22 protein-coding genes are annotated in these 19,401 nt (G+C 62.7%); 15 read left to right on the top strand and 7 right to left on the bottom strand.

The features are described 5' to 3' along the window. Positions 1-67 precede the first annotated feature (67 nt). Positions 68-379 carry an EthD family reductase gene (locus AC1DX4_RS34570; protein WP_477224600.1) on the bottom strand — a complete coding sequence of 104 codons (312 nt, stop codon included), beginning with the start codon at positions 377-379 and terminating at the stop codon, positions 68-70. Between the two features lie 439 nt (positions 380-818). Here AC1DX4_RS34570 and AC1DX4_RS34565 point away from each other — a divergent pair, with 439 nt between their 5' ends. The 8 genes from AC1DX4_RS34565 to AC1DX4_RS34530 all read left to right on the top strand — a co-directional run bounded on the left by AC1DX4_RS34565 (position 819) and on the right by AC1DX4_RS34530 (position 8,508). Further along, on the top strand, positions 819-995 hold the full coding sequence (locus tag AC1DX4_RS34565; protein WP_477224599.1) for a Flp family type IVb pilin: 177 nt from the start codon (positions 819-821) through the stop codon (positions 993-995). Between the two features lie 122 nt (positions 996-1,117). Beyond that, positions 1,118-1,342, top strand: a complete 225-nt coding sequence (locus AC1DX4_RS34560) for a hypothetical protein (RefSeq protein ID WP_477224608.1) — start codon at positions 1,118-1,120, stop codon at positions 1,340-1,342. Positions 1,343-1,607: 265 nt separating this feature from the next. Further along, positions 1,608-4,100: a DNA ligase D gene (ligD, locus tag AC1DX4_RS34555; RefSeq protein ID WP_477224598.1), complete on the top strand. Its 2,493-nt coding sequence runs from the start codon at positions 1,608-1,610 to the stop codon at positions 4,098-4,100. A 231-nt stretch (positions 4,101-4,331) separates the two neighbouring features. After that, positions 4,332-5,240 carry a non-homologous end joining protein Ku gene (gene ku, locus AC1DX4_RS34550; protein WP_477224597.1) on the top strand — a complete coding sequence of 303 codons (909 nt, stop codon included), beginning with the start codon at positions 4,332-4,334 and terminating at the stop codon, positions 5,238-5,240. Then, a complete protein-coding gene (locus AC1DX4_RS34545) occupies positions 5,237-6,349 on the top strand; it encodes a tetratricopeptide repeat protein (RefSeq protein WP_477224596.1) in 1,113 nt (370 codons plus the stop codon). The genes ku and AC1DX4_RS34545 overlap by 4 nt, the downstream gene beginning before the upstream one ends. Positions 6,350-6,358: 9 nt before the next feature. Beyond that, positions 6,359-7,051, top strand: a complete 693-nt coding sequence (locus tag AC1DX4_RS34540; protein ID WP_477224595.1) for a hypothetical protein — start codon at positions 6,359-6,361, stop codon at positions 7,049-7,051. A gap of 34 nt (positions 7,052-7,085) precedes the next feature. After that, positions 7,086-7,730: an alpha/beta hydrolase family protein gene (locus tag AC1DX4_RS34535; RefSeq protein WP_477224594.1), complete on the top strand. Its 645-nt coding sequence runs from the start codon at positions 7,086-7,088 to the stop codon at positions 7,728-7,730. A gap of 7 nt (positions 7,731-7,737) precedes the next feature. Continuing rightward, complete coding sequence (locus AC1DX4_RS34530; RefSeq protein ID WP_477224593.1) at positions 7,738-8,508, top strand: exodeoxyribonuclease III; 771 nt, start codon at positions 7,738-7,740, stop codon at positions 8,506-8,508. Positions 8,509-8,654: 146 nt separating this feature from the next. Here the strand turns inward: AC1DX4_RS34530 and AC1DX4_RS34525 are convergent, their stop codons facing one another. Further along, positions 8,655-8,747 (bottom strand): lasso RiPP family leader peptide-containing protein, encoded by a 93-nt coding sequence (locus tag AC1DX4_RS34525; RefSeq protein ID WP_477224592.1) that lies wholly within the window; start codon positions 8,745-8,747, stop codon positions 8,655-8,657. 528 nt (positions 8,748-9,275) lie between these two features. Between AC1DX4_RS34525 and AC1DX4_RS34520 the strand changes: the two genes are divergently transcribed. The 5 genes from AC1DX4_RS34520 to AC1DX4_RS34500 all read left to right on the top strand — a co-directional run bounded on the left by AC1DX4_RS34520 (position 9,276) and on the right by AC1DX4_RS34500 (position 13,592). Further along, on the top strand, positions 9,276-10,814 hold the full coding sequence (locus AC1DX4_RS34520) for a WD40 repeat domain-containing protein (RefSeq protein WP_477224591.1): 1,539 nt from the start codon (positions 9,276-9,278) through the stop codon (positions 10,812-10,814). Next, positions 10,784-10,897 carry a hypothetical protein gene (locus AC1DX4_RS34515; protein ID WP_477224590.1) on the top strand — a complete coding sequence of 38 codons (114 nt, stop codon included), beginning with the start codon at positions 10,784-10,786 and terminating at the stop codon, positions 10,895-10,897. The genes AC1DX4_RS34520 and AC1DX4_RS34515 overlap by 31 nt, the downstream gene beginning before the upstream one ends. A gap of 96 nt (positions 10,898-10,993) precedes the next feature. Next, positions 10,994-11,434: a WapI family immunity protein gene (locus tag AC1DX4_RS34510; protein WP_477224589.1), complete on the top strand. Its 441-nt coding sequence runs from the start codon at positions 10,994-10,996 to the stop codon at positions 11,432-11,434. A 30-nt stretch (positions 11,435-11,464) separates the two neighbouring features. After that, positions 11,465-12,016, top strand: a complete 552-nt coding sequence (locus tag AC1DX4_RS34505) for an isochorismatase family protein (protein ID WP_477224588.1) — start codon at positions 11,465-11,467, stop codon at positions 12,014-12,016. A gap of 343 nt (positions 12,017-12,359) precedes the next feature. Further along, the gene (locus AC1DX4_RS34500; RefSeq protein ID WP_477224587.1) at positions 12,360-13,592 is read left to right on the top strand and encodes an amidohydrolase family protein; all 1,233 of its coding nucleotides are present in this window, start codon (positions 12,360-12,362) and stop codon (positions 13,590-13,592) included. 304 nt (positions 13,593-13,896) lie between these two features. Here the strand turns inward: AC1DX4_RS34500 and AC1DX4_RS34495 are convergent, their stop codons facing one another. The 3 genes from AC1DX4_RS34495 to AC1DX4_RS34485 all read right to left on the bottom strand — a co-directional run bounded on the left by AC1DX4_RS34495 (position 13,897) and on the right by AC1DX4_RS34485 (position 16,544). After that, the gene (locus tag AC1DX4_RS34495) at positions 13,897-14,145 is read right to left on the bottom strand and encodes a hypothetical protein (protein ID WP_477224586.1); all 249 of its coding nucleotides are present in this window, start codon (positions 14,143-14,145) and stop codon (positions 13,897-13,899) included. Between the two features lie 199 nt (positions 14,146-14,344). Continuing rightward, on the bottom strand, positions 14,345-15,715 hold the full coding sequence (locus AC1DX4_RS34490; RefSeq protein WP_477224585.1) for a DUF535 family protein: 1,371 nt from the start codon (positions 15,713-15,715) through the stop codon (positions 14,345-14,347). 88 nt (positions 15,716-15,803) lie between these two features. Next, positions 15,804-16,544 (bottom strand): sulfotransferase family protein, encoded by a 741-nt coding sequence (locus AC1DX4_RS34485; protein WP_477224584.1) that lies wholly within the window; start codon positions 16,542-16,544, stop codon positions 15,804-15,806. Between the two features lie 235 nt (positions 16,545-16,779). Here AC1DX4_RS34485 and AC1DX4_RS34480 point away from each other — a divergent pair, with 235 nt between their 5' ends. Both AC1DX4_RS34480 and AC1DX4_RS34475 read left to right on the top strand, forming a co-directional pair. Then, the gene (locus AC1DX4_RS34480; protein ID WP_477224583.1) at positions 16,780-16,995 is read left to right on the top strand and encodes an exopolysaccharide production repressor protein; all 216 of its coding nucleotides are present in this window, start codon (positions 16,780-16,782) and stop codon (positions 16,993-16,995) included. A 676-nt stretch (positions 16,996-17,671) separates the two neighbouring features. Next, the gene (locus AC1DX4_RS34475) at positions 17,672-17,971 is read left to right on the top strand and encodes a DUF1236 domain-containing protein (RefSeq protein ID WP_477224582.1); all 300 of its coding nucleotides are present in this window, start codon (positions 17,672-17,674) and stop codon (positions 17,969-17,971) included. Between the two features lie 112 nt (positions 17,972-18,083). Here AC1DX4_RS34475 and yghU read toward each other — a convergent pair whose 3' ends face one another. Then, positions 18,084-18,950, bottom strand: a complete 867-nt coding sequence (gene yghU, locus AC1DX4_RS34470; protein WP_477224581.1) for a glutathione-dependent disulfide-bond oxidoreductase — start codon at positions 18,948-18,950, stop codon at positions 18,084-18,086. A 221-nt stretch (positions 18,951-19,171) separates the two neighbouring features. After that, positions 19,172-19,401, bottom strand: a 230-nt coding sequence (locus AC1DX4_RS34465; protein ID WP_477222957.1) for a transposase, incomplete at its 5' end; no start/stop codon positions are given.

Raw genomic sequence — 19,401 nt, 5'->3', positions numbered from 1 at the left:
CCATCAAACCCGCCGCCCCAAGACGGCGGGTTTTTCTGCCCCTGAGGCCTGCCCGCGAATTAACGATTCACATCGCCTCGGAATCGAAAAGCAGCATCGTCACACGGTCGTCAGGCGCGTATTTGCGACGGTCGACGGCGCAGGCCTTGCCGATCTCGCTGGCAAAGGCCGCACGCATGGCGTCCAGGCTGTCGAAATAGAGGGTCGCCACGATGTAAGGTGTCTCGCCTGGTAGCATGTTCACGATCGGCTGTTTGCTGACATCGTAGCGCTGCAGCCCGGGAAGCTGTTTTGCGAGCGGCAGATGGATGTCGAAATAGTGCGGCTCGAAGGCCGCCGGATCGGCGGGGTTTTTGTAGATGACAAGCATCTTGGCCATGATGGTGCTCCCTGTCGTTTGACCTGATCGCGCCTCGTCGGCGCTGGATCAATGTCGTTCGCCGGGAGCGGATTTCGACATGGGGGTTCGCGAGCCCAGTAAAAAGGGCCCGGCGCCTGAAGATGTTTCGCGCCTGCCAAAGGCCAAACCCGTGGGTGCATTTGGCACTTGATCCATGTCAAAGCGGATCGGCGTCGATGCGCCTATCTGGTCCGCTGTCTTGGGAAGGACACAAGGCGGGTGGGCGGTTCCAGACCGGCAAGCTGAAAACAGCTCCGGCCTGGGCCGCCTGCAACCAAGCCGTGTCCGTTGAGCGGATGCTTCATGTTTTGATTCAGCTCCGCGCGCAAGCACCCTCAAAAGGCTGGCAAAATTTAACCGAACCGCAACTCGCGGTGTCTATAGGGTTGTGCGAGGGATCAGAAACCAGGGGCTAGAAATGCCAGCAATCGTTTCCCGTTTCATGCGGGATGAAACCGGCGCGACCGCCATCGAATATGGCCTGATCGCCGCCCTCATCGCGCTTGCCATCATCACCGGCGCCGGCGCGCTCGGCAATGCGATCAATGCCAAGTTCACGACGATCGGCACAAAGGTCACCAGCAGCGGATCGTAAGCCGCGCGGCCGACCCGTTGTCCGCGAAATTGACAGGACAGCGTGTCTCCGTCATCCTTGAGACCAGTCGCCAGGCCGTGGAAGCGGCCATGTTGCGTGTCAGGGCGACCGAGGGCAGCGTCATGTTCAGTCCCGTCATCGGCCAGAATGCCAAGCGCGCAGCGGTTCGCAAGGCGCTCGACAACCACAAGGTCTACATCACCGCCCAAAGCTTTTCGGACGGTGCCTACCAGGCACGCGTGCTGGTCGACGGCGAGGCCTACTGGGTGGATGAGTTCCGTCTGAGCCAGCTGCAACAGGGGTTGACCCCGGCCGAGCTTGAGCTGACGCCGGCTGCCGACGATTGAGCGTGGCCGCTGTTTCTTCGCATTGCGCTGGGAAATCTGAAATGCTGGCRGGACAGCACCCCCCTCTGTCCTGCCGGACATCTCCCCCGCAAGGGGGGAGATTGGCCGCTTGGTTGGCAGCACGTCACTTTCAACATCGGCGATTGGCGAAAGCCGAAATGACATCCGATCTCCCCCCTTGCGGGGGAGATGTCCGGCAGGACAGAGGGGGGTGTGACGGAACGCGGCGCTGGGAAAGCGCATCCGCATCCGCCACCGCCTGACCATGACCACCCCGCCAAAACTCAAAACCTATCGCGCCAAGCGTGAGTTCTCGAAAACGCCCGAACCCGCCGGCGGCCTCATTTCCGCCGACGGCAACCGCTTCGTCGTCCACAAGCACCACGCCACAGCGGATCATTATGATCTGCGCCTGCAGGTCGGCGAGGTGCTGAAGAGCTGGGCGGTGCCGCGCGGGCCTTCGCTCAACCCGGCCGACAAAAGGCTGGCGGTCGAGACCGAGGACCATCCACTCGAATATATCGACTTCGAGGGCGTCATTCCCGAGGGCGAGTATGGCGGCGGGCCGATGATCGTCTGGGACACCGGCACCTGGGCGCCGATGGACGATGTCGAGAAGAGCCTGCGCACTGGCGCCTTCAAGTTTCGCCTCGCCGGCGAAAAACTCAATGGCGGCTGGATGCTGACCCGCCTGAAGCCCAAGCCCGGCGAGGACGCGGAGAAAAAGAACTGGCTGCTGTTCAAGGAGCGCGATCTCGCCGCCGACACGGCGCTGAACATTCTGGAAGCGCGGCCGGAAAGCGTGAAGTCCGGTTTGCGCATCGAAGAACTGGCGGCCGCCACGAAACCGTCAGCGAAGTCCGCGCCAAAGCCGGGTTCCTTGAAACCCGGCACGCTGCCGGGCGCGGTGAAGGCGCCGGCGCTCAGCCGTATTGAACCGCAGCTGGCGACGCAGGTGCCAAACCCGCCGGGCGGCGAAGGGCCTGCCGAAAACACCAACGAGCTCTGGCTGCACGAGATCAAATTCGACGGCTACCGCACCATGGCGCATGTCTCCAATGGCGAGGTGCGGCTGATCACCCGAGGCGGCATCGACTGGACGAAGCGCTATGGCGACCTGCCGCATGCTTTCGCAAAACTGCCGTGCCGCGAGGCGATCATCGACGGCGAGATCATGGTGCTGGATGCGAAGGGCATCAGCCGCTTCGCGCTGCTGCAGGATGCGCTGGCCGAGGGCGCCGGCAGCAAGCTGCATTTCTATGCCTTCGACTTGCTGCATCTCGATGGCTGGGACCTGATGAAGACGCCGCTGATCCGGCGCAAGGCGCTGCTGGCGGAACTGCTTGGCGGCCTCGGCGCCAACTCCGCCATCCAGTTCTCCGACCATGTCGAGGGCTCGGGGCAGGGGCTTTACGACCAGGCGACGGAGCTCGGGCTCGAAGGCGTCGTCTCCAAACGCGCCACCGCGATCTACCAGAGCGGCCGCACCAAGAGCTGGACCAAGTGCAAGGCGCTGCAGAAGGACGATTTCGTCATCGCCGGTTACACGATCTCGCAAGCGGCGGAAGGGCTGGCTGCCCTTGGCATGGCCGAGTGGGAGGACGGCGAACTGCATTATCGCGGCAAGGTCGGCACCGGTTTCGATGCCGCGACCGCGGCCGACCTGCTCGCCCGGCTGGAGCCGCTGACATCGGGCGCGACCCCACCCGAAGGCGTGCCGCGCGAAATCATGCGCGAGATGCACTGGGTGAAACCGTTGTTTTCCGCGCGTATCCATTATGCCAACCGTACCGCCGACAATTCGCTGCGCCATGGCGTGTTTCGCGGTCTCAGGGATGTCGGGCTGTCGACGCCGGTCTCGGCCAAGCGCAAGCGGCTGATCTCGGAGGCCGATCTTGCCACCATCTGGGTGACCAATCCGGAGCGGCGGCTGTTCGGCAAGACCGGGCCGACCAAGCTCGACATCGCCGTCTACTACGCACTGGTCGGCGATTTCATGCTGCCGCACATCCTTGGCCGCCCGGTGTCGCTGGTGCGCTGCCCGACCGGCCTGCCAAAAGACTGTTTCTTCCAGCGCCACGCCTTCACCGGCATGCCGCCTTCGGTGGTGACCTTCGAGACGATGAATTCCGAGGGCGAGACCAAATCCTTCCTGTCGGTCGAAGGCGCCAAGGGTTTTCTGGCGCTGGCGCAGTTCGGCGTCGTCGAGTTCCACACCTGGGGCACGCACCGCACCAGCCTCGACAAGCCTGACCAGATCGTCTTCGACCTCGACCCGGGCGAGGGGATTTCGTGGCGCGAGGTGGTCGAGGCCGCGGTGCATATCAAGGGCGAACTGGAGGGGCTGGGGTTGGTGCCGTTCGCAAAAACCTCCGGCGGCAATGGCATCCACATCACGGTGCCGGTTACATCAAAGCAGAACTGGAAGAAGCTGCATCAGGCGACCAGCGCCATATCAACCCATCTGGCGGCGACCGCGCCCGACACTTTCACCACCACCATGGGCAAGGACAACCGCAAGAGGCGCATCTTCATCGACTATCACCGCAACGCGCGCGGCCACACATCGGCGGCGCCCTATTCGCTGCGCGCCCGCACCAATCTGCCGGCCTCGACGCCGGTGAGCTGGAGCGATCTGGAGACGATCGATGCGCCGCAGGATCTGAACTACTCGTCGCTGCCGGGGCTGCTGGAGACTTCGGGCGATCCCTGGGCGGAGATCGAGGAATTTGCGCGGGATTTGCCGGTGTTCAAATAAGCTTGGGTTCCTCGCCCCCACTCCCGTGGGGGCGAGGAACTGGCGCTCCGCCATCGACGCTTCCGACAATTTGAATTATTCTCTCCCAACGACCTCAAAAGCGTAGCGGAAGATTTCGTCAGGGATTTGCCTGTATCTTTGGCGTCGGTGTAGGATTTGCGCGGCCTTGATCGTCCTTCGGACGAAAAGCGCTGCAGTCAATGTCAGTGCATGGCCGCGTAGGAGTGTATCATGGCGCCAAGGGCAAGTTGGAAGGGTTATCTCAAGCTCAGCCTCGTCAGCTGTCCGGTGCGGCTATACCCCGCAACGACGACCAGCGAGCGCATCTCGTTCAATCAACTGCACAAGAAGACCCACAACCGCATCAACATGAAGCCGGTCGATCCGGAACTCGGGCTTGTCGAGCGCTCGGACCTGGTCAAGGGTTACGAGTATGAGGACAAGCAGTACATCATCATCGATGACGCCGACCTCGACGCGGTGCGCATCGAATCCAACCACACGATGAACATCGAGGCCTTCGTCGATGAGGGCGAGGTCGATGTCATCTACCAGGATGCGCCCTACTACATGGCGCCGGATGGGGCGATGGCCGAAGAGACCTTCGCTGTGCTGCGCGAAGCGATGCGCAAATCCGGCAAGCTGGCGATCGCCCGGCTGGTGCTGTCCAGCCGTGAGCGCATCGTGACGATCGGCGCGCGCGAGAACGGCATGTTCGTGTGCACCTTGAGGAACCCGAACGAAGTGCGCGGCACGGTTGAGTATTTCGGCAACATTCCTGCCGGCAAACCCGATCAGGAGATGCTTGAGCTCGCCGAAGCGCTGATCAAGCAGAAGGAAACCACCTTCGATCCGAAGAACTACGAGGATCGCTACGAGATCGCACTGATGGCGATGATCCGCGAGAAGCTGAAGGGCCACGAGCCGATCATCGCGGCCGCGCCCGAGCGTGGCAATGTCATCAATTTGATGGATGCGCTGAAGGCGAGCCTGTCGCAGTCGAAGCCGCCGGCCAAGTCGAAGAGCAAGGCCGACGAGGTGGCGGCCAAGCCCGCCGCCAAGAAGGCGGCAGCGGGCGGTGCGCCTGAAAATCCGCTGAAGGCCAGTCTGCTGAAGGCGGTCGGCAAGAGCAAGAAATGACGGCACCGGCGGGCGCCGTCTTTGGCACCATCGGCGCGCTGGCGGCGTTTCCGCTTAGGTTGGCGGCTCGCGAGGTCGAGCGCCAGCATGGCCAGCTCCGGCGCGGCATCACAAGGCGCACCACGCATGTCGTGTTAGGCCGCACACTTCTCGCCAAGGCTGGATTGACGAAAAACGGCGATGCCGGGATCGAGCGCCGCGTCGCCGCCGAGCGTGCGGCCGGGCGCATGCTGCTCAGTGAGAACGGGTTTCTGCGCATGCTCGGGCTGATGAAGGCGCCGGGGGCGTCGTCACTGTCGCGGCAATCGCTGATCGAGCAATCGCGATTGTCTGGCGCCGACCTTGACCTGTTGTCGCTGTTCGATGCCTTCGAGCATGATTGCGAACCCTATTCCTTCCGCGACCTGATCCTGGCGCGCAAATATGCCGGGCTGGTGGCCGGCGGTGCGACCTGGGGCGCGATCGCGCGCTCCGTGCATCGCTCCGGCCCGGTCGCCTCGCTCACCGCCAAGTCGCTCAATGTCGGCTCGCAGCACGGCCGCCCTGACGCGATCTATCTCGAAGGCGGCCAGAGCGAACTCGACGGGCAGTTGCTGTTCGATCTGGGAAGCGCGGCACAAGGCGACGACACGCTGGAAGAGCTGTTTTCCGAGGCCGAAGCGGTGGAGGAGGGCGGCGACCATGAAGGTGCTGCCGCACTCTACCAGCGCTGCCTCGCCATCGACCCCAGCGATGCCATCGCCGCCTTCAACCGCGCCAACTGCCTGCGCGCCGGCGGCCACGCGGCCGACGCCGCGCATGACTATGCCAGGGCGATAAAACTCGACCCAGCCTTCGTGGAAGCCTGGTTCAACCTGGCCGGGCTGATGAGCGAGCAAGGCCGCGACGCCTCGGCGCGACGGCACCTGCAGAAGGCGATCGCGCTCGACAAGAGCTATGCCGACCCGGTGTTCAACCTGGCGCGGCTGGAGTTCGACGCCGGCAATTTGCAGGAAGCGCGGCGGCTGTGGGTGCGCTATCTGGAGCTCGATCCGGAGTCGGAATGGGCTGGGGTGGCGGCCAGGGGCGTGCAGTTCGTGGATATGCAGCTGGCGCGGACGGCGGGGTGAGGGAAAGACGTGCAACTCGACGCCAAGACCATCCGAACGCGGGTCGCCGAAGAACTCCATGCACGCCTTGGCGAGAGATGGTTCAAGCCGGGCAGCGCCAAGTTGATAATCGCGTCGGCGGACAACCTGACCGATTTCAGTATCGAGCTGGATTGCTCTGCGGACTATCGCTACGGCGCGTATGACTGCGAGCTTGCCGCTGCCTTCAAGTGGAAGAAATTCGCCAAGCTGTGGAAGAACTTCGATGCCTGGTATGAAGTCAAGGATCCGAGTTCGGCTCAGTTCAAAACCCGCAGCTCTAGACAGCGGAACCGGCAATTCCTCCTAAAAGGCTTCAATGCCATCGACGCAGATTTTCGGCCCCCCATCCGGGGTTTCTTCTGGGTCGCCACCGAACAGGAGCTAGATGCTTTCATAACTCAGTGCATTGCCGATCTCGACGGCAAGGTCGGCGCATGGATCAGGCGATGGTTCGCATGGGCGTCGGCGCTGGATGTGATGGACGGCAATTCGCAATTGTGCGGGTCATGGCGAGACACCGCCTATTTCTGCTTGCTTGAGCAGATTCATGGGCGTGAAGCTGCTTGTAAATGGATAAGCAGTATCGACGCCACTGGATGGCCGAGCCTGCTCGCTGCCCAGGTTGAATATCTGCAATCGCAGGTTTGCGACGGTGTATCTGGACAGACAGCAGTTGGCTGACAAGGGATCGCGACCTGAATCGAAAGACCGCCCCATGACCACCTTCCTTTTCGACGGCGACGACACCGCCTCCGTCACCATCCTGCTCGCGCATGGCGCCGGCGCGTCGATGGATTCTCCTTCGATGACCGCAACCGCCAAGGCTCTGGCTGCCGCCGGCTTCCAGGTCGCGCGCTTCGAGTTCCACTATATGGCGGCCCGCCGCTACGGCCAACGCAAGCCGCCGCCGCGCGCCGAGACTGTGAACCCGGAATATGTGAAGGCGATCGCCGATCTGCGCGCCAAGGGCGTCACTGGAAAGCTGATCATCGGCGGCAAGTCGATGGGCGGACGCGTCGCCTCGATGGTGGCGGACGAGATGTTCGCCAAGGGCGAGATTTCAGGGCTGGTCTGCCTCGGTTATCCCTTTCATCCGCCGGGAAAGCCCGAGCAATTGCGGACCAAGCATCTGGCCGGGCTGAAGACGCCGACGCTGATCTTCCAGGGTACGCGTGACGAGTTCGGCACGCGGGAGGAAGTGGCCGGTTATGGGCTCTCCGACAGCATCGAAGTGATCTGGCTGGAGGATGGCGACCATGATCTCAAGCCGCGCAAGAGCATCTCGGGATTTTCGACGGCCGATCATTTGAAGACGCTGGCCGAGACGGTGAAGGGTTGGGTAGGCAGCGTGGCCTCCTGATCCACCAATGAAAATCGCCACCTTCAACATCAACAACATCAACAGCCGGCTGGAAAACATGCTGGCATGGCTGGCCGTGGCAAAACCCGATGTTGTCTGCCTGCAGGAATTGAAGGCGCGCGACATGCAGTTTCCGCGCACCGCGCTGGCCGACGCCGGCTACGGTGCCGTGTGGAAGGGCGAGCCGACCTGGAACGGCGTCGCCATCCTCGCGCGAGGATCCGAACCGGTGCTGACCCGCGATACCTTGCCCGGTGACGAGGCCGACAAGCAGAGCCGCTACATCGAGGCGGCGGTCAACGGCATCGTCATCGCTTGTCTCTATGCGCCCAACGGCAATCCGCGGCCGGGGCCGAAATTCCAGTACAAACTCGCCTGGCACGCACGGCTGGAGGCGCATGCCGGGCAGCTTCTCGACACCGGCCTGCCGGTCGTGCTGGCCGGCGACTACAATATCGTGCCCGAGCCGCGCGACATCTATGCCACCCGCTCCTATGACGACAACGCGCTGGTGCAGCCGGAAAGCCGCGCCGCCTTCGCGGCGCTCATCGAGCAGGGTTGGACGGATGCGCTGCGCAAGGTCTATCCGAAGGAGACGCTCTATACGTTCTGGGATTATCGTCGCAACCGCTGGCCGCGCGATGCGGGCTTAAGGCTCGACCACATATTGCTGTCGAAGACACTCACCCGCCGGCTGAAAGGGGCTGGTATCGACCGTGACGTGCGCGGGGAGGACGGCGCCAGTGATCATGCGCCGGTCTGGGTGCAATTGAGGTAAGAGGCTCGCGACGATCGTCGCATGGATGCGGGCGGCAACAGCATTGCCACCCCAGGAAACGCCGCCCAAAGAAACGGAGCGCGCCCGCCTGTCGGCCGGAGAGTATTGCCCGATAGTGTTGGCGGGTCTGGTCCCGGGTGCTGAGATCAGCCTGGTAGTATCGGCGCCGAGGGGCCAGCGGTGACCGACCTCAGATTGCCCTTCTTGACCAGGATGGGTCGCTCATAAATCTTCTTCATGATTCAGGCTCCATGAAACAATCGTAAGGATGCGCGCAACGCTCAGGAGAGCGCTGTCGGCACCCAAAGGTATGTATGTGACAATGTTGGAAAATTCGGCACTGACACGCCGACTTATTGCGGTGTCGGTGGGGCGGAGGGTCCGGCCGTGACCGATCTCAGATTGCCTTTCTTGACCAGGACAGGCCGGTCATAAATCTTCTTCATGATGCACGCTCTCCACTATATCCCGTCACGATAGTGACACATCGTGATCGTCTGTCAATGTTGTGCTGGGGATAGTCGAGGTTATCCCAACCAGAACATCGGGAGACTCTGCCTACAGGATGCCGATTGCTTCGGCCCGATTGGGCAGAGATCGGCACTCTAAAGCGCGGCTCGACATGCTTAAGCCGTTGTTTCTATGAATGCCCCTGGTCCGGACCGGGAAGCTTCCAGTGATATACATGAGGACAGGAAGTGAGGGCGGCGCTTTGCGGTATAGGCCGGCGCTGATAATCTTATCCAAATCCGCGGGCGGAGAGCGCGATGAACAGATTGGCTGACAGGTTGCTGGCGCTTGCCTTGGTTGTGGTCGCCATCGGGTGCCTGGCGCGGGTCTATCCGCTCGTCGTTACTGGTGCCGTTGGCTGGCAGGACTTTTTCGCACTGCCCTCGGATGCGTCCTCCTTGCGGTTGACCGGGCTCGTTCTGGCGGCATTCGCCTGCCTGGCCGGCGCCTTGTTGTTCTGGGCCGGCCTGTTGCCCGGGCGGCCGGCGCATGCTGCCGGAACGCCGCTGTTTGGCCGCGCGGCGGAAGTGCAGGAGACCGGCAGGCCCGGACTGCGCAAGATCTTTCTCGCCTTGCCATTGATTGTGGTGGCGGCGCTGGCCATCGACCGGTTCGGCCCGTGGGGTGGCGGCGAGGTGGCCAGCCAGCCGAATGAACCGAAGATTGCCGAACCCAAACCTGTTGAACCCAAGCCTGATGAACCGAAACTTGCCGAACCCAAACCCGCCGAGCCGAAGGGCCAGGATGTCGCCAGTGCGCCGCCGGTTCCCGAGCCGGCACCTGCGCCAGCCCCGCCAGCGGCGCCACCTGCTCCACCGCCGGTAGCCGTCAGCCCTCCGGCCGCACCGGCACCCGCAGCGCCGCCCGTGGTCTTAGCTCCGCCAACGCCCGTCGCCCCGTCGCCGCCGGAGGTCGCGGTCATCCCGCCGCCCACCGTGGCGCCGTTGCCGCCACCGCCGCCGGCGGCGCCGACGCAGCCCGATGGCCATCGTGACGCGGTCGTCTGGCTGGCGGTGGCGCCCGACGGGCGCTCGATCATGAGCGCCAGCACCGACCATGTGATCAAGCTGTGGGACATTGGCGGCAAGCACCTGATCCGTAATCTCGGCGTCCACAAGGATATGGCGCGCACCGCGCTCTACATGCCCGACGGTGTCAGCGCACTGACGGCCGGCGACGACGGCGAGATCGTGCTGCGCAAATTGGCCGATGGCGCCGTGCTGCATGTCTTCCAGGCCGGTCAGAATGGCGGCGTCAACAAGCTGGCGATCAGCCCGGACGGCAAGCGCGCCGTCAGCGGGCACGACACCGGCAATGTAATCGTCTGGGACCTCGTCAACAATTCCGTGCTGCATGTGCTGACCGGGCACGACTGGTCGATCAGCGCGGTCGCCGTCTCGCCCGACGGCAAGCAGGCGCTGAGCGGCAGGATCGACGGCACGCTAAAACTCTGGGACATCGAAAGCGGCAAGCAGCTGCGCAGCTGGCACGGCCACGAGCAAGGCACCTATGGCGCCGTCTTCACCGCTGACGGGCACCATGTGATCACCGGCAGCGGCGACCTGACGATCAAGGTCTGGGACCTCGACAGCGGCCGCGAGGTGAAGCGCTTCGAAGGCCATGAAGGCACGGTCTATACGCTGGCGCTATCGGCCGACGGCAAGCGCCTGCGTCGGGCTCGCTCGATGGGACGGCACGGCTGTGGGACATGGAAACCGGCAACCAGATCGCCATGTTCGACAGCCAGACCGGCCCGATCTACGCCGTGGCCTTCGCTCCCGACGGCACGGTGCTGACCGGCGGCTACGACCGCACCATCAGGGATTGGCCGGCGACGGGTGGCGATGGTGTGGTGCTGTTTGCGGGAGCGCCGGGGTGAGGGGCATGCGATGATCGGATCGCGTGACAGAAATGATCGAATTCGCTAAAGCAACCATCGAACGCAATAAATCTGAGCATCGATTGCTCGACCAAAATGCTTTTGACGGGACCGAACTGTTCACTGCGTCTGTCGCTGCTGCAATATCAGTTTCCAGATATACATGACGATAAGTGGGATTCGAACTGGCTGATTGTTGGGGGCGAAGCTTCCATCAATGGTCGGAGATGGAGCTTCCGTGATCCCTGCCTTACAACTTTTGAGGCTCTGCGTTTGGCTGAATGGCTGGAGCAAACATCGCAGGGGCGGGCCGAGAGATCGTGGTGTGGGTTTCTAGAACCAAATCTGGAGTTCCGAAGCAAGCACAATGATATCAAGGTGATCTTCCGGCTTGAGTCCGCGCCGCCGTGGGCGAGGCGTGATGAATGGGACAAGCACGGCTTCAAGGTTCCCATCGGCCCGGAGCTTCGGGATGCAGTCGCGGAACTGAGGCAAGAGCTTGTCCGCTTCCCGATTCGAGGGCCTGGCCGATCTTGACCCTCTCGTCGCCCAAGCTATGTTCGCGCCATGTCAGCACCCAGCCTCCTGGCCAACGCGCCTCTCATTGTCATCGACCTCCAAACCGGCATGTTTGACGGCGTGCATGAGCCGCCGATCCATGATGCTTCGGGCATTGCCGAGCGCACCCGCACGGTGATCGATTGGGCAAGGCGCGGTGGGCGCAAGGTCGCTTTCGTCAGGCATGACGGACCCGAGGGCGACCCGTTGGCGCCGGGTGAACCGGGCTGGCCGGTTTGGCCCGCCCTTGGCCAGGCCGACGATGAACCGACCTTCGCCAAATCCGTGCGCGATGCTTTCAGCAATCCTGCCTTCGGCGACTGGGTCGCCGGGCAGGGCGCGGGTGCCGTGGTGATCCTCGGCGCGCAGACCGATTTTTGCGTGGCGGCGACCGTCAAGGCCGCGATCGCCAGAGGCCTCGGCGTCACCGTGGTTTCCGATGCCCACAGCACGCTGGACAGCGCCGGCGAGAGTGCTCTGCAGATCATCGCCCGGCATAATGGCGAATTCAGCGAGGCCGGCGCGACTGTGGTGACCACGAAGGCGCTGGTCGGCGGCTGACGCTGCAAAAGAATGACGCTGCGGGCTGATCGTCGCTTCGCGCGGCAGCTGTGCCGTCTGGCGCATGCCGTGGTCGACGCGGACGGGGGGGCGCATTGTTGGGATGGCTGGGCGCCCGCGTCAACCAGGGCGGCTCGTACCGCCGCAGCAACACCATGACACGTCGTCGGGCGTTCGAAACTTCCGTGATAGCGGAATAGGCAGGAGCTGCGGCGCGGATTCGCGGTTTGCTTCGCCGAACCATTCGCTGGGATATTTGCCGAGAAACAGTTTCTCTTGCCTGCCGCATTGACCCGCGGCGAGCGGGCGGCGAGGACTGGCGCTTTCAGCAGGGAAGAAGCCCATGAGCGAACAGACGATTTTCCGCAACGCGAAACTGGCCGATGGCTTGCTGGCGGATTTCTTCGTCACCGGCGGCCGCTTCAGTGCCATCGCGCCGGCCGGAAGTGCGCCGCCGGCTGATATGACCGCCATCGACGCCGCCATCATTGACCCCGGCATCATCGATCTCGGCGGCCAGCTTGTCGTGCCGGCCTTCGTCGAGGGGCATATCCATCTCGACACCTCGTTCTATGGCGATGCCTGGCGCCCGCACATTCCCTGCACCAACGGCTTCGACGTGCGCGAGCGCGTCGCCTTCCAGGCACAGAACCTTGCCGCCGCGGCGCCGATGGCCGAGCGGGCGAAGAACCAGCTCGATCTCTGTATCGGCAATGGCAGCCTGGCGATGCGCAGCCATGTCATGGTCGATGCTTCGGTTGGGCTCAGCCATGTCGAGACGATCCTTGCCGTGCGCGAAAGATATCGCGACCTCATCGACATCCAACTCGTCGCCTTCCCGCAAAGCGGTATTTTGTCCTCACCCGGCACGGCGGAGCTTTTGGACGAGGCTTTGAAGCTTGGCTGCGACCTCATCGGCGGGCTCGACCCGGCCAGCTTCGACCGCGATGTGAAGGGCCATCTCGACGTGGTGTTCGCCCTGGCGCAAAAGCATGGCGCCGGCGTCGACATCCACCTGCATGATGGCGGCACGCTCGGCCTGTTCCAGGTCGAGGAGATCGCGGCGCGGACAAAGGCGCTCGGCATGCAGGGCCATGTCGCCGTCAGCCACGCTTATGGGCTGGGCGACATTCCGGCAGACGCCTTGGCGAAGGCCGGCGCAATGCTGGCGGCCGCTGGCGTGGCGATCATGACCAACGCGCCCGGCAACCATGCCTTCCCGCCGGTGGCGGCTCTGCGACAGGCAGGGGTCACCGTGTTCAGCGGCTCCGACAACATTCGCGATTCCTGGTGGCCCTATGGCGATGGCGACATGCTGAACCGAGCCAACATGATCGGCTACCGCTCCGGCTTCTATGAGGACCACGAACTGGCGGCTGCCTTCGATGCGGTGACTCATGCCGGCGCCAGGGCGCTGGGGCTGGAGGACTACGGCATAGTGGTCGGCGCCAGCGCCGACTTCGTCGCCATGCGGGCGCAGCACGTGCCCGAGGCGGTGGTCGCCGTGCCGAAGGACCGGACGGTCTATCGCCGGGGCAAGGCGGTGGCGAAGGGCGGCATGATACTGGCGCGCTGACGCCATGGCTGATGCTGGATAGCGGAAGGGGCCCGACGGCTTGGTGCAAAAGGGAGAAACGTCGGGCCCCGCCGGCTTCTGGCGGGAGCCGGCGTCTTTTACATTAGTAGTATCTAATGTGATTGCAAGGCGGAGGCGAGGCATCCCTAGGGATAGACGCTGCCGGATTTCAGAAGCCGACCGCTCCCGTCACCATCAGCACCAGAACCACCGCCGCCACGCCCCAGACAGCCGCCACCGCCAAGGTTTGCCCGTTCAGACGGAACCTTCGATGAGGCCTGGGCAATTGCATCCTCGGCATGGCCTAGAAGCGATCGAAATCGCAGACCCGTACCTTCTCGATGACCCAGTGGTGGTGGCGCCAATGCTTCCTGACCTTTACGAAGCAATGCCGGTTGTGATGTTTGTGCCAGCGATGATCGCGCCAGTGGTGGCGGCCCATATGCGTGCCGTTGTCCGTGGTGATGACGAGGCTGGCGGCCTGCGTCGGGGCAACGTTGACGGGGGACAGCACGGAGACAATGAGAAGTGCCGAGAGAAGCGTGGTTTTCACTTTGAGTCCTCCATTGTGAATAAAGTTCTGTGCAAGGAAAGTGGCGCTTCGGCCCATCACTCCGCTGCCCTCTGGTCGGCCGCCTGGGCCGATCGGGCGGGCACGGAAGACAGAGCGTGTTGATTGGATTGCTGCTCGCCGAAATAGAGCAAGCCGCCCAGGACGAGGAACACAATCCCGACCGCGACAAGTCCGACCATCAACACGGCGATCGCCGTGCCCGGGCCGTGGCCTGTTCTGGTGATGATGGACCGATGGTGCATCGCTCTTCCTCCGAAATCCAGTCCGGTCCGAAGACCTTGCGGCAAACGATGGCAGAGGCGGGATGTTCCCGATGAGGGGTCGCATCGGCCTTTTGCGTTTCCTTGTAGGACCAAGGTCTTAGGTGGTTGAAGCAAAGGTCCGAGGGGCCTTCTTCGGTTCCGGCAATGTCCATGGGACGTTCCGCTATTTTAGCCAAATGAGATATAGTCTTCTTGCCCTGTCGAGGGGCGAATTCGGACATTGGCAAGGGTAAAATGACGCCCCGCCGCCATCCGACAATGATGTGCTTCCTTCCACATTTCATCGGGTGAGGGCCTCCTGCAGGCAGATCGAGTGGAACCTCGTTCAGCCTGGGCATTGAGGCAAAAAGGCGCTTGCCGAACTCCAGGAATTCGAACTTGTAGACATCGCGGCGGCTGAGCGGCGCTGCCATGTCGCGGCTCCGTACCGGCATGGCGAAACCGAATTCGCCGCCTTCGCAACCGCCGCGATCGATCCAGTATTGGTCCATGTCGGCACGCTTGCGGGCGCGTTTTTCGGGCGAGCGGAAGTTGATGGTGTGCCTGGCATCGCAGACGCCGAGGACATGATCGGCGCCGCCACCGATGGCGATGCCTTCGATGACCAGCAGTGCCGCATCCTTGGGCCTGAGCCCGCACAGATCGCGCGTGGCGTCGATGACGGCGCGCTTGGCCTCCGGCTCCTTGCTGCCCTGGAGCCCGCCAATGGCGACGGTGTAGCTGCCGGTGCCCGAGGGGCTGGCGTCCAAGGGGCCGGCGCCCAGGGGGCTGGTGCCCAAGGGGTAGAGGATGAAGCTCAGCCTGACCAGGTCGAGCCGGTCGCTCTGCCGTGTCAGCCTTATCGAGAAGGCGCCTTCGTGACTGGTGCCGGAATGAACGGACAGACGCATGGTGAGGGTATAGGCATCGCGCCGCCCGTTGACCTGGCCGATGTCCATCGCCCGCCCGCGCCATGCCGCCTCAAGCATTTCCCGCGGCAGACCCGCCGCCGCCAGGTTGAAATGGTCGACCAAAAGGTCGAAGCCGCGATGGCCGGGCAGCCCAAGGGCGAAGAATTTGTAGGGCTTCTTGCGCATGAGATCGTCATGCGGGCAGCCCAGCCCGTGCCGCCGCCGGAAACCCGCAAGAAAGCGGACCCATTTGAAAGAACTCACTGGCTTGCAGGCGAAGCGGGTGAGGAAAATCCTGGATTGCCGCACCCCCAGCCGCCCGCAAAGGCCAAGGATCTGACTGAAGACGCCGGCGGTTTCCCGCAACCCGGCGCGCTCGCTCGTTTCGAAACTCAAGATCAAACCCCACACGGCTGTTGTGGGGCGGGGTTAGCCCGGAGGGATTACGCCGACATTGCGGGGGGCGAGGTACGTTAGTCTCCTTCTACCCCAGCCACCACCACAGCGCCGCAACCACCGCCACGACAGCGGCGACCGCAAGCCCCAGCATGATGTATGAGCCCTTGATGATGTCGCGGATGATCTTCTTGATCGTCTCGCGGTCGTTGAGGTTGGGGAAGGGATCGTTGGGCAGCGCCACGCCGAGGAACTCGCAGAGCGGCGCCCAGCCTTCGGTCACCTTGTAGACCAGCAGCTTGTCCGGCGGCACCGCCGCCTTCACCTCCTCGATATAGGCGTTGTATCGCGCCACCGCCCTGTCACGGTCGTCCATCACGCCGTCCAGCGTGCGGCCCCATACCAGTTTGCTCGACATGTCGCCGAATTTCCGCCCGAAGGGCGTCAACCATTCCAGAATCTTGAACTGCCAGACATTCTTGGTGAAATAGATCGTGTCGATGGTGCTTTCGTACCAGGCTTCGGCGCCGCGTGGGTGGAAGGTAAGCAGCACCTTGGCGTCGGGATAGGTGGCCAGCAATTCCCTCCACACGCAGCAGCCGGGGTTGTCGACGGTGGCCGTATAGTTGGCGAAGACGCGGTTCCAGTCGTGCTGGCTGCCGGGCGGGCTGTTGGCCACCTTGCGCCAGAAGTCGAGATGGCCTCTGTTGGCCTTGTTTATGATCACTTCCTGCGTGTGATAGCAGGGCAGGCCGAGCCTGTTCAGCGCGGCAAAAGTCGACCACGTGCCGGTGCGGCCGAAACCGGCCCCAATCAATTTGAGCGTCATTCCCCCATCCCCGCGGACTTGTTTTCTAAGCTATGTCAGTCCGCGAGCATTAAATTGCGCCGGACCAAGCCAACGCGCAATAGCCGTCGCCGAACCGGCTGATCACATACTTGCGAAGTTGCTAAAATAATGGAACGCTGTGTGCGGGCAATGGGAGTTCGGGAAGGGAGTCGTTGGAACCGGGGCGGTTTCGGCGGCTTTGGCATCGATGTATTTTGGACAATTTCTCGTTGGGATGTCGGCCACTTCAGTCATTGTCGCGGTCTGGACCTATATGGCCACCGGTTCTTTCTGGCAGGCGCTTGCCTGGACGATAGCTGTGCTGGTTGTCCTGCAGGCAGGCTATTTCGTGCTCGTCGTGCGGCTTATCTTCAACCGCGCGCACGAGGCGACAAGCCGGGATGAGGTCGACGCTGTTCCGCCGCTGCATCGTGACGGCGTCTGGTTTTAAGGGCAGGATACCCCGATCAGGAATGGCGCTTCGCGTTACCAGCCCATCCATTCGCGGGTGCGCCAGGCAAGGCCGGCGAACGGCGCCATCAGCGCGATGACGACAAACACCAGTGTGAAGGGATGCTTGGTCACGGAGGGTCGGGGAGCCATGTCGCGATCGTCCTTGCTCTGGATTCGTTTGGGAAATGTCGGGCACAACGTCATCACCGCGACATGGTTGCATCCGATCCAGGCCACCTCGAACGCCTGTTGGAACCGGAAACCGGCACCGGCGTTTTCTGGTGTGACCGGTGAGGCTGCCACCTCCACCGGCACAGTCTAAGGCTCGCTCTGCTCCCGGCAGTGCGGGCCTTTTTCGTGTGCCGGAAAACGGCTTCTGGAACGACACCGTTCGTTCAACGTTAGCTCTTCCTAAGGCAATGAACGGACTGCGCCCTTCGTAAGAGCACGCTGATGCTCTTGCGAGGGAGTAATGTTGTGCCACAATAGAACATTTCCTAATAACTCGCGGGATTTCTGTAGAGCATTAGACTTACTCATCACGTATATTGACAGATAAATCGAAATCCTTCGCGAAATTCGCATGTTTATTTTGAAAATCGGGATGGAACCTAGCTGCGGTCGCCGAGTTTCCCTGCAGGGTGCAACCCAGATAGCTAGTATGGAGATTTGTTATGAAACATTATCTTTCGAGTGCGGCAGCCGCGATCGTCCTGATGGGCGGCATTGGTGCGGCCGTGGCGGACACCATCGTCGTTCAGCCGGAGCAGGAGACGGTGGTTCGCGAATACGTCAAGAAACAGCCGCTGGCGTCGGTCAATCTGCTCGGCCTCGAGCTGAAGCTCGGCTCGCCGGTGCCGGACACGGTCGAACTGCGTGAGGTGCCTGACGTCAAGTACCGCGTCGCGGTGATCAACGACCAGACTGTGCTCGTCGACCCCGAGACCCGTCAGATCGTCGAGGTTCTGCACTGATCATGGATCGGCCATGGCAAGTGGCATGAGGCCAACTTAGCCCTAGGAAAAAGCCCGCCACCGGCTTCGCGGCCGTGGCGGGCTTTCTTCTGAAGTTCAGTCTTGCCGCTGCCTATTCCGCGGCCAGCTTGTCCTGCGTATTCGTCTCGAAATCGCTGGCGTCGTGGCGCTCGTGCAGCTGCAGGGCCGGCTCGCCGAAGGCACGGTTGACCATGCGGCCGCGCTTGACCGCCGGGCGCTCGTCGATCGCTTTTGCCCAGCGCTGAACGTGTTTGTATTCCTGCACCGACAGGAAGTCGGCGGAATCATTGTACATGCGGCCGAGCGCCAGCCCGCCATACCAGGGCCACACCGCCATGTCGGCGATCGAGTAATCCTTGCCGCCGAGATATTCAGTTTCCGCCAGCCGGCGGTCGAGCACGTCCATCTGACGCTTGGTTTCCATGGCGAAGCGGTCGATGGCGTATTCGAATTTCTGCGGCGCGTAGGCGTAGAAATGGCCGAAGCCGCCGCCCAGATACGGCGCCGAGCCCATCTGCCAGAACAGCCAGGACAGCACTTCCGCACGGGCCGGCTGTTCGGTCGGCAGGAACTCGCCAAACTTTTCGGCGAGATAGACCAGGATCGAGCCGGACTCGAAGATGCGCACCAGCGTGGCGCCGCTGCGGTCCATCAGAGCCGGGATCTTGGAGTTGGGGTTGACGTCGACAAAGCCGCTGCCGAACTGGTCGCCATCATTGATCTTGATCAGCCAGGCGTCGTATTCGGCGCCCTTGTGGCCGCGCGCCAGAAGCTCCTCCAGCATGACCGTCACCTTGACGCCGTTCGGCGTCGCCAGCGAATAGAGCTGCAGCGGGTGCTTGCCGACGGGCAATTCCTTGTCATGCGTCGGCCCGGCAATCGGTCGGTTGATGCTGGCAAAGGCGCCGCCATTTGCCTTGTTCCAGGTCCATACTTTCGGCGGGGTGTAGTCTGTCATGTCGGGCCTCGTGGGGAAGATAGCGTGGGACGGGATGGGCAGATCCATCCATAGCTAGGGCTGCGGAGGGGGAAGTTCAACTTGCGTTGAACTATTGTCAATGTGGGCAATGACGTTGGCCCTTGCTTATCCCCTTGTGGGGTCCGAAGGGCGGGGCGAGACCCGTGGCTCGCCCCAGGGCGGTGGCCTCGCGAAGCGAGGTCGGATGAGCAACTGTGTTTTCAGGCTTTGTCTGGACACCAGGGTTGGTTGTGTCGAAGCATGGCGCTGAGGATGGTCATAATCTTTCGGGCCACGGCGACGATGGCGACCTTTGGTTGCTTGCCGTTGGCAATGAGACGCTGGTGGAAGGCTCTGAGTACGGGATTTGAGCGGCTGGCGGTGAGCGCTGCCATGTAGACCACCCTGCGCAGAGCATGCCGGCCGCCCCAGATGACGCGGCGACCTTTGA

Source organism: Mesorhizobium sp. P3_A8 (assembly GCF_056402995.1).
Note: the sequence above shows the minus strand (reverse complement) of the source record. Positions and strands in the feature narration are given on the sequence as shown.

What these genes read in the sequence shown, in the direction of transcription:
- AC1DX4_RS34570 (WP_477224600.1), bottom strand. Translation starts at nt 379, where the DNA reads ATGGCCAAGATGCTTGTCATCTACAAAAACCCCGCCGATCCGGCGGCC.
- AC1DX4_RS34475 (WP_477224582.1), top strand. Translation starts at nt 17,672, where the DNA reads ATGAAACATTATCTTTCGAGTGCGGCAGCCGCGATCGTCCTGATGGGC.
- AC1DX4_RS34565 (WP_477224599.1), top strand. Translation starts at nt 819, where the DNA reads ATGCCAGCAATCGTTTCCCGTTTCATGCGGGATGAAACCGGCGCGACC.
- ku (WP_477224597.1), top strand. Translation starts at nt 4,332, where the DNA reads ATGGCGCCAAGGGCAAGTTGGAAGGGTTATCTCAAGCTCAGCCTCGTC.
- AC1DX4_RS34530 (WP_477224593.1), top strand. Translation starts at nt 7,738, where the DNA reads ATGAAAATCGCCACCTTCAACATCAACAACATCAACAGCCGGCTGGAA.
- AC1DX4_RS34505 (WP_477224588.1), top strand. Translation starts at nt 11,465, where the DNA reads ATGTCAGCACCCAGCCTCCTGGCCAACGCGCCTCTCATTGTCATCGAC.
- AC1DX4_RS34500 (WP_477224587.1), top strand. Translation starts at nt 12,360, where the DNA reads ATGAGCGAACAGACGATTTTCCGCAACGCGAAACTGGCCGATGGCTTG.
- yghU (WP_477224581.1), bottom strand. Translation starts at nt 18,950, where the DNA reads ATGACAGACTACACCCCGCCGAAAGTATGGACCTGGAACAAGGCAAAT.
- AC1DX4_RS34510 (WP_477224589.1), top strand. Translation starts at nt 10,994, where the DNA reads ATGCTTTTGACGGGACCGAACTGTTCACTGCGTCTGTCGCTGCTGCAA.
- ligD (WP_477224598.1), top strand. Translation starts at nt 1,608, where the DNA reads ATGACCACCCCGCCAAAACTCAAAACCTATCGCGCCAAGCGTGAGTTC.
- AC1DX4_RS34520 (WP_477224591.1), top strand. Translation starts at nt 9,276, where the DNA reads ATGAACAGATTGGCTGACAGGTTGCTGGCGCTTGCCTTGGTTGTGGTC.
- AC1DX4_RS34480 (WP_477224583.1), top strand. Translation starts at nt 16,780, where the DNA reads ATGTCGGCCACTTCAGTCATTGTCGCGGTCTGGACCTATATGGCCACC.
- AC1DX4_RS34485 (WP_477224584.1), bottom strand. Translation starts at nt 16,544, where the DNA reads ATGACGCTCAAATTGATTGGGGCCGGTTTCGGCCGCACCGGCACGTGG.
- AC1DX4_RS34535 (WP_477224594.1), top strand. Translation starts at nt 7,086, where the DNA reads ATGACCACCTTCCTTTTCGACGGCGACGACACCGCCTCCGTCACCATC.
- AC1DX4_RS34545 (WP_477224596.1), top strand. Translation starts at nt 5,237, where the DNA reads ATGACGGCACCGGCGGGCGCCGTCTTTGGCACCATCGGCGCGCTGGCG.
- AC1DX4_RS34560 (WP_477224608.1), top strand. Translation starts at nt 1,118, where the DNA reads ATGTTCAGTCCCGTCATCGGCCAGAATGCCAAGCGCGCAGCGGTTCGC.
- AC1DX4_RS34525 (WP_477224592.1), bottom strand. Translation starts at nt 8,747, where the DNA reads ATGAAGAAGATTTATGAGCGACCCATCCTGGTCAAGAAGGGCAATCTG.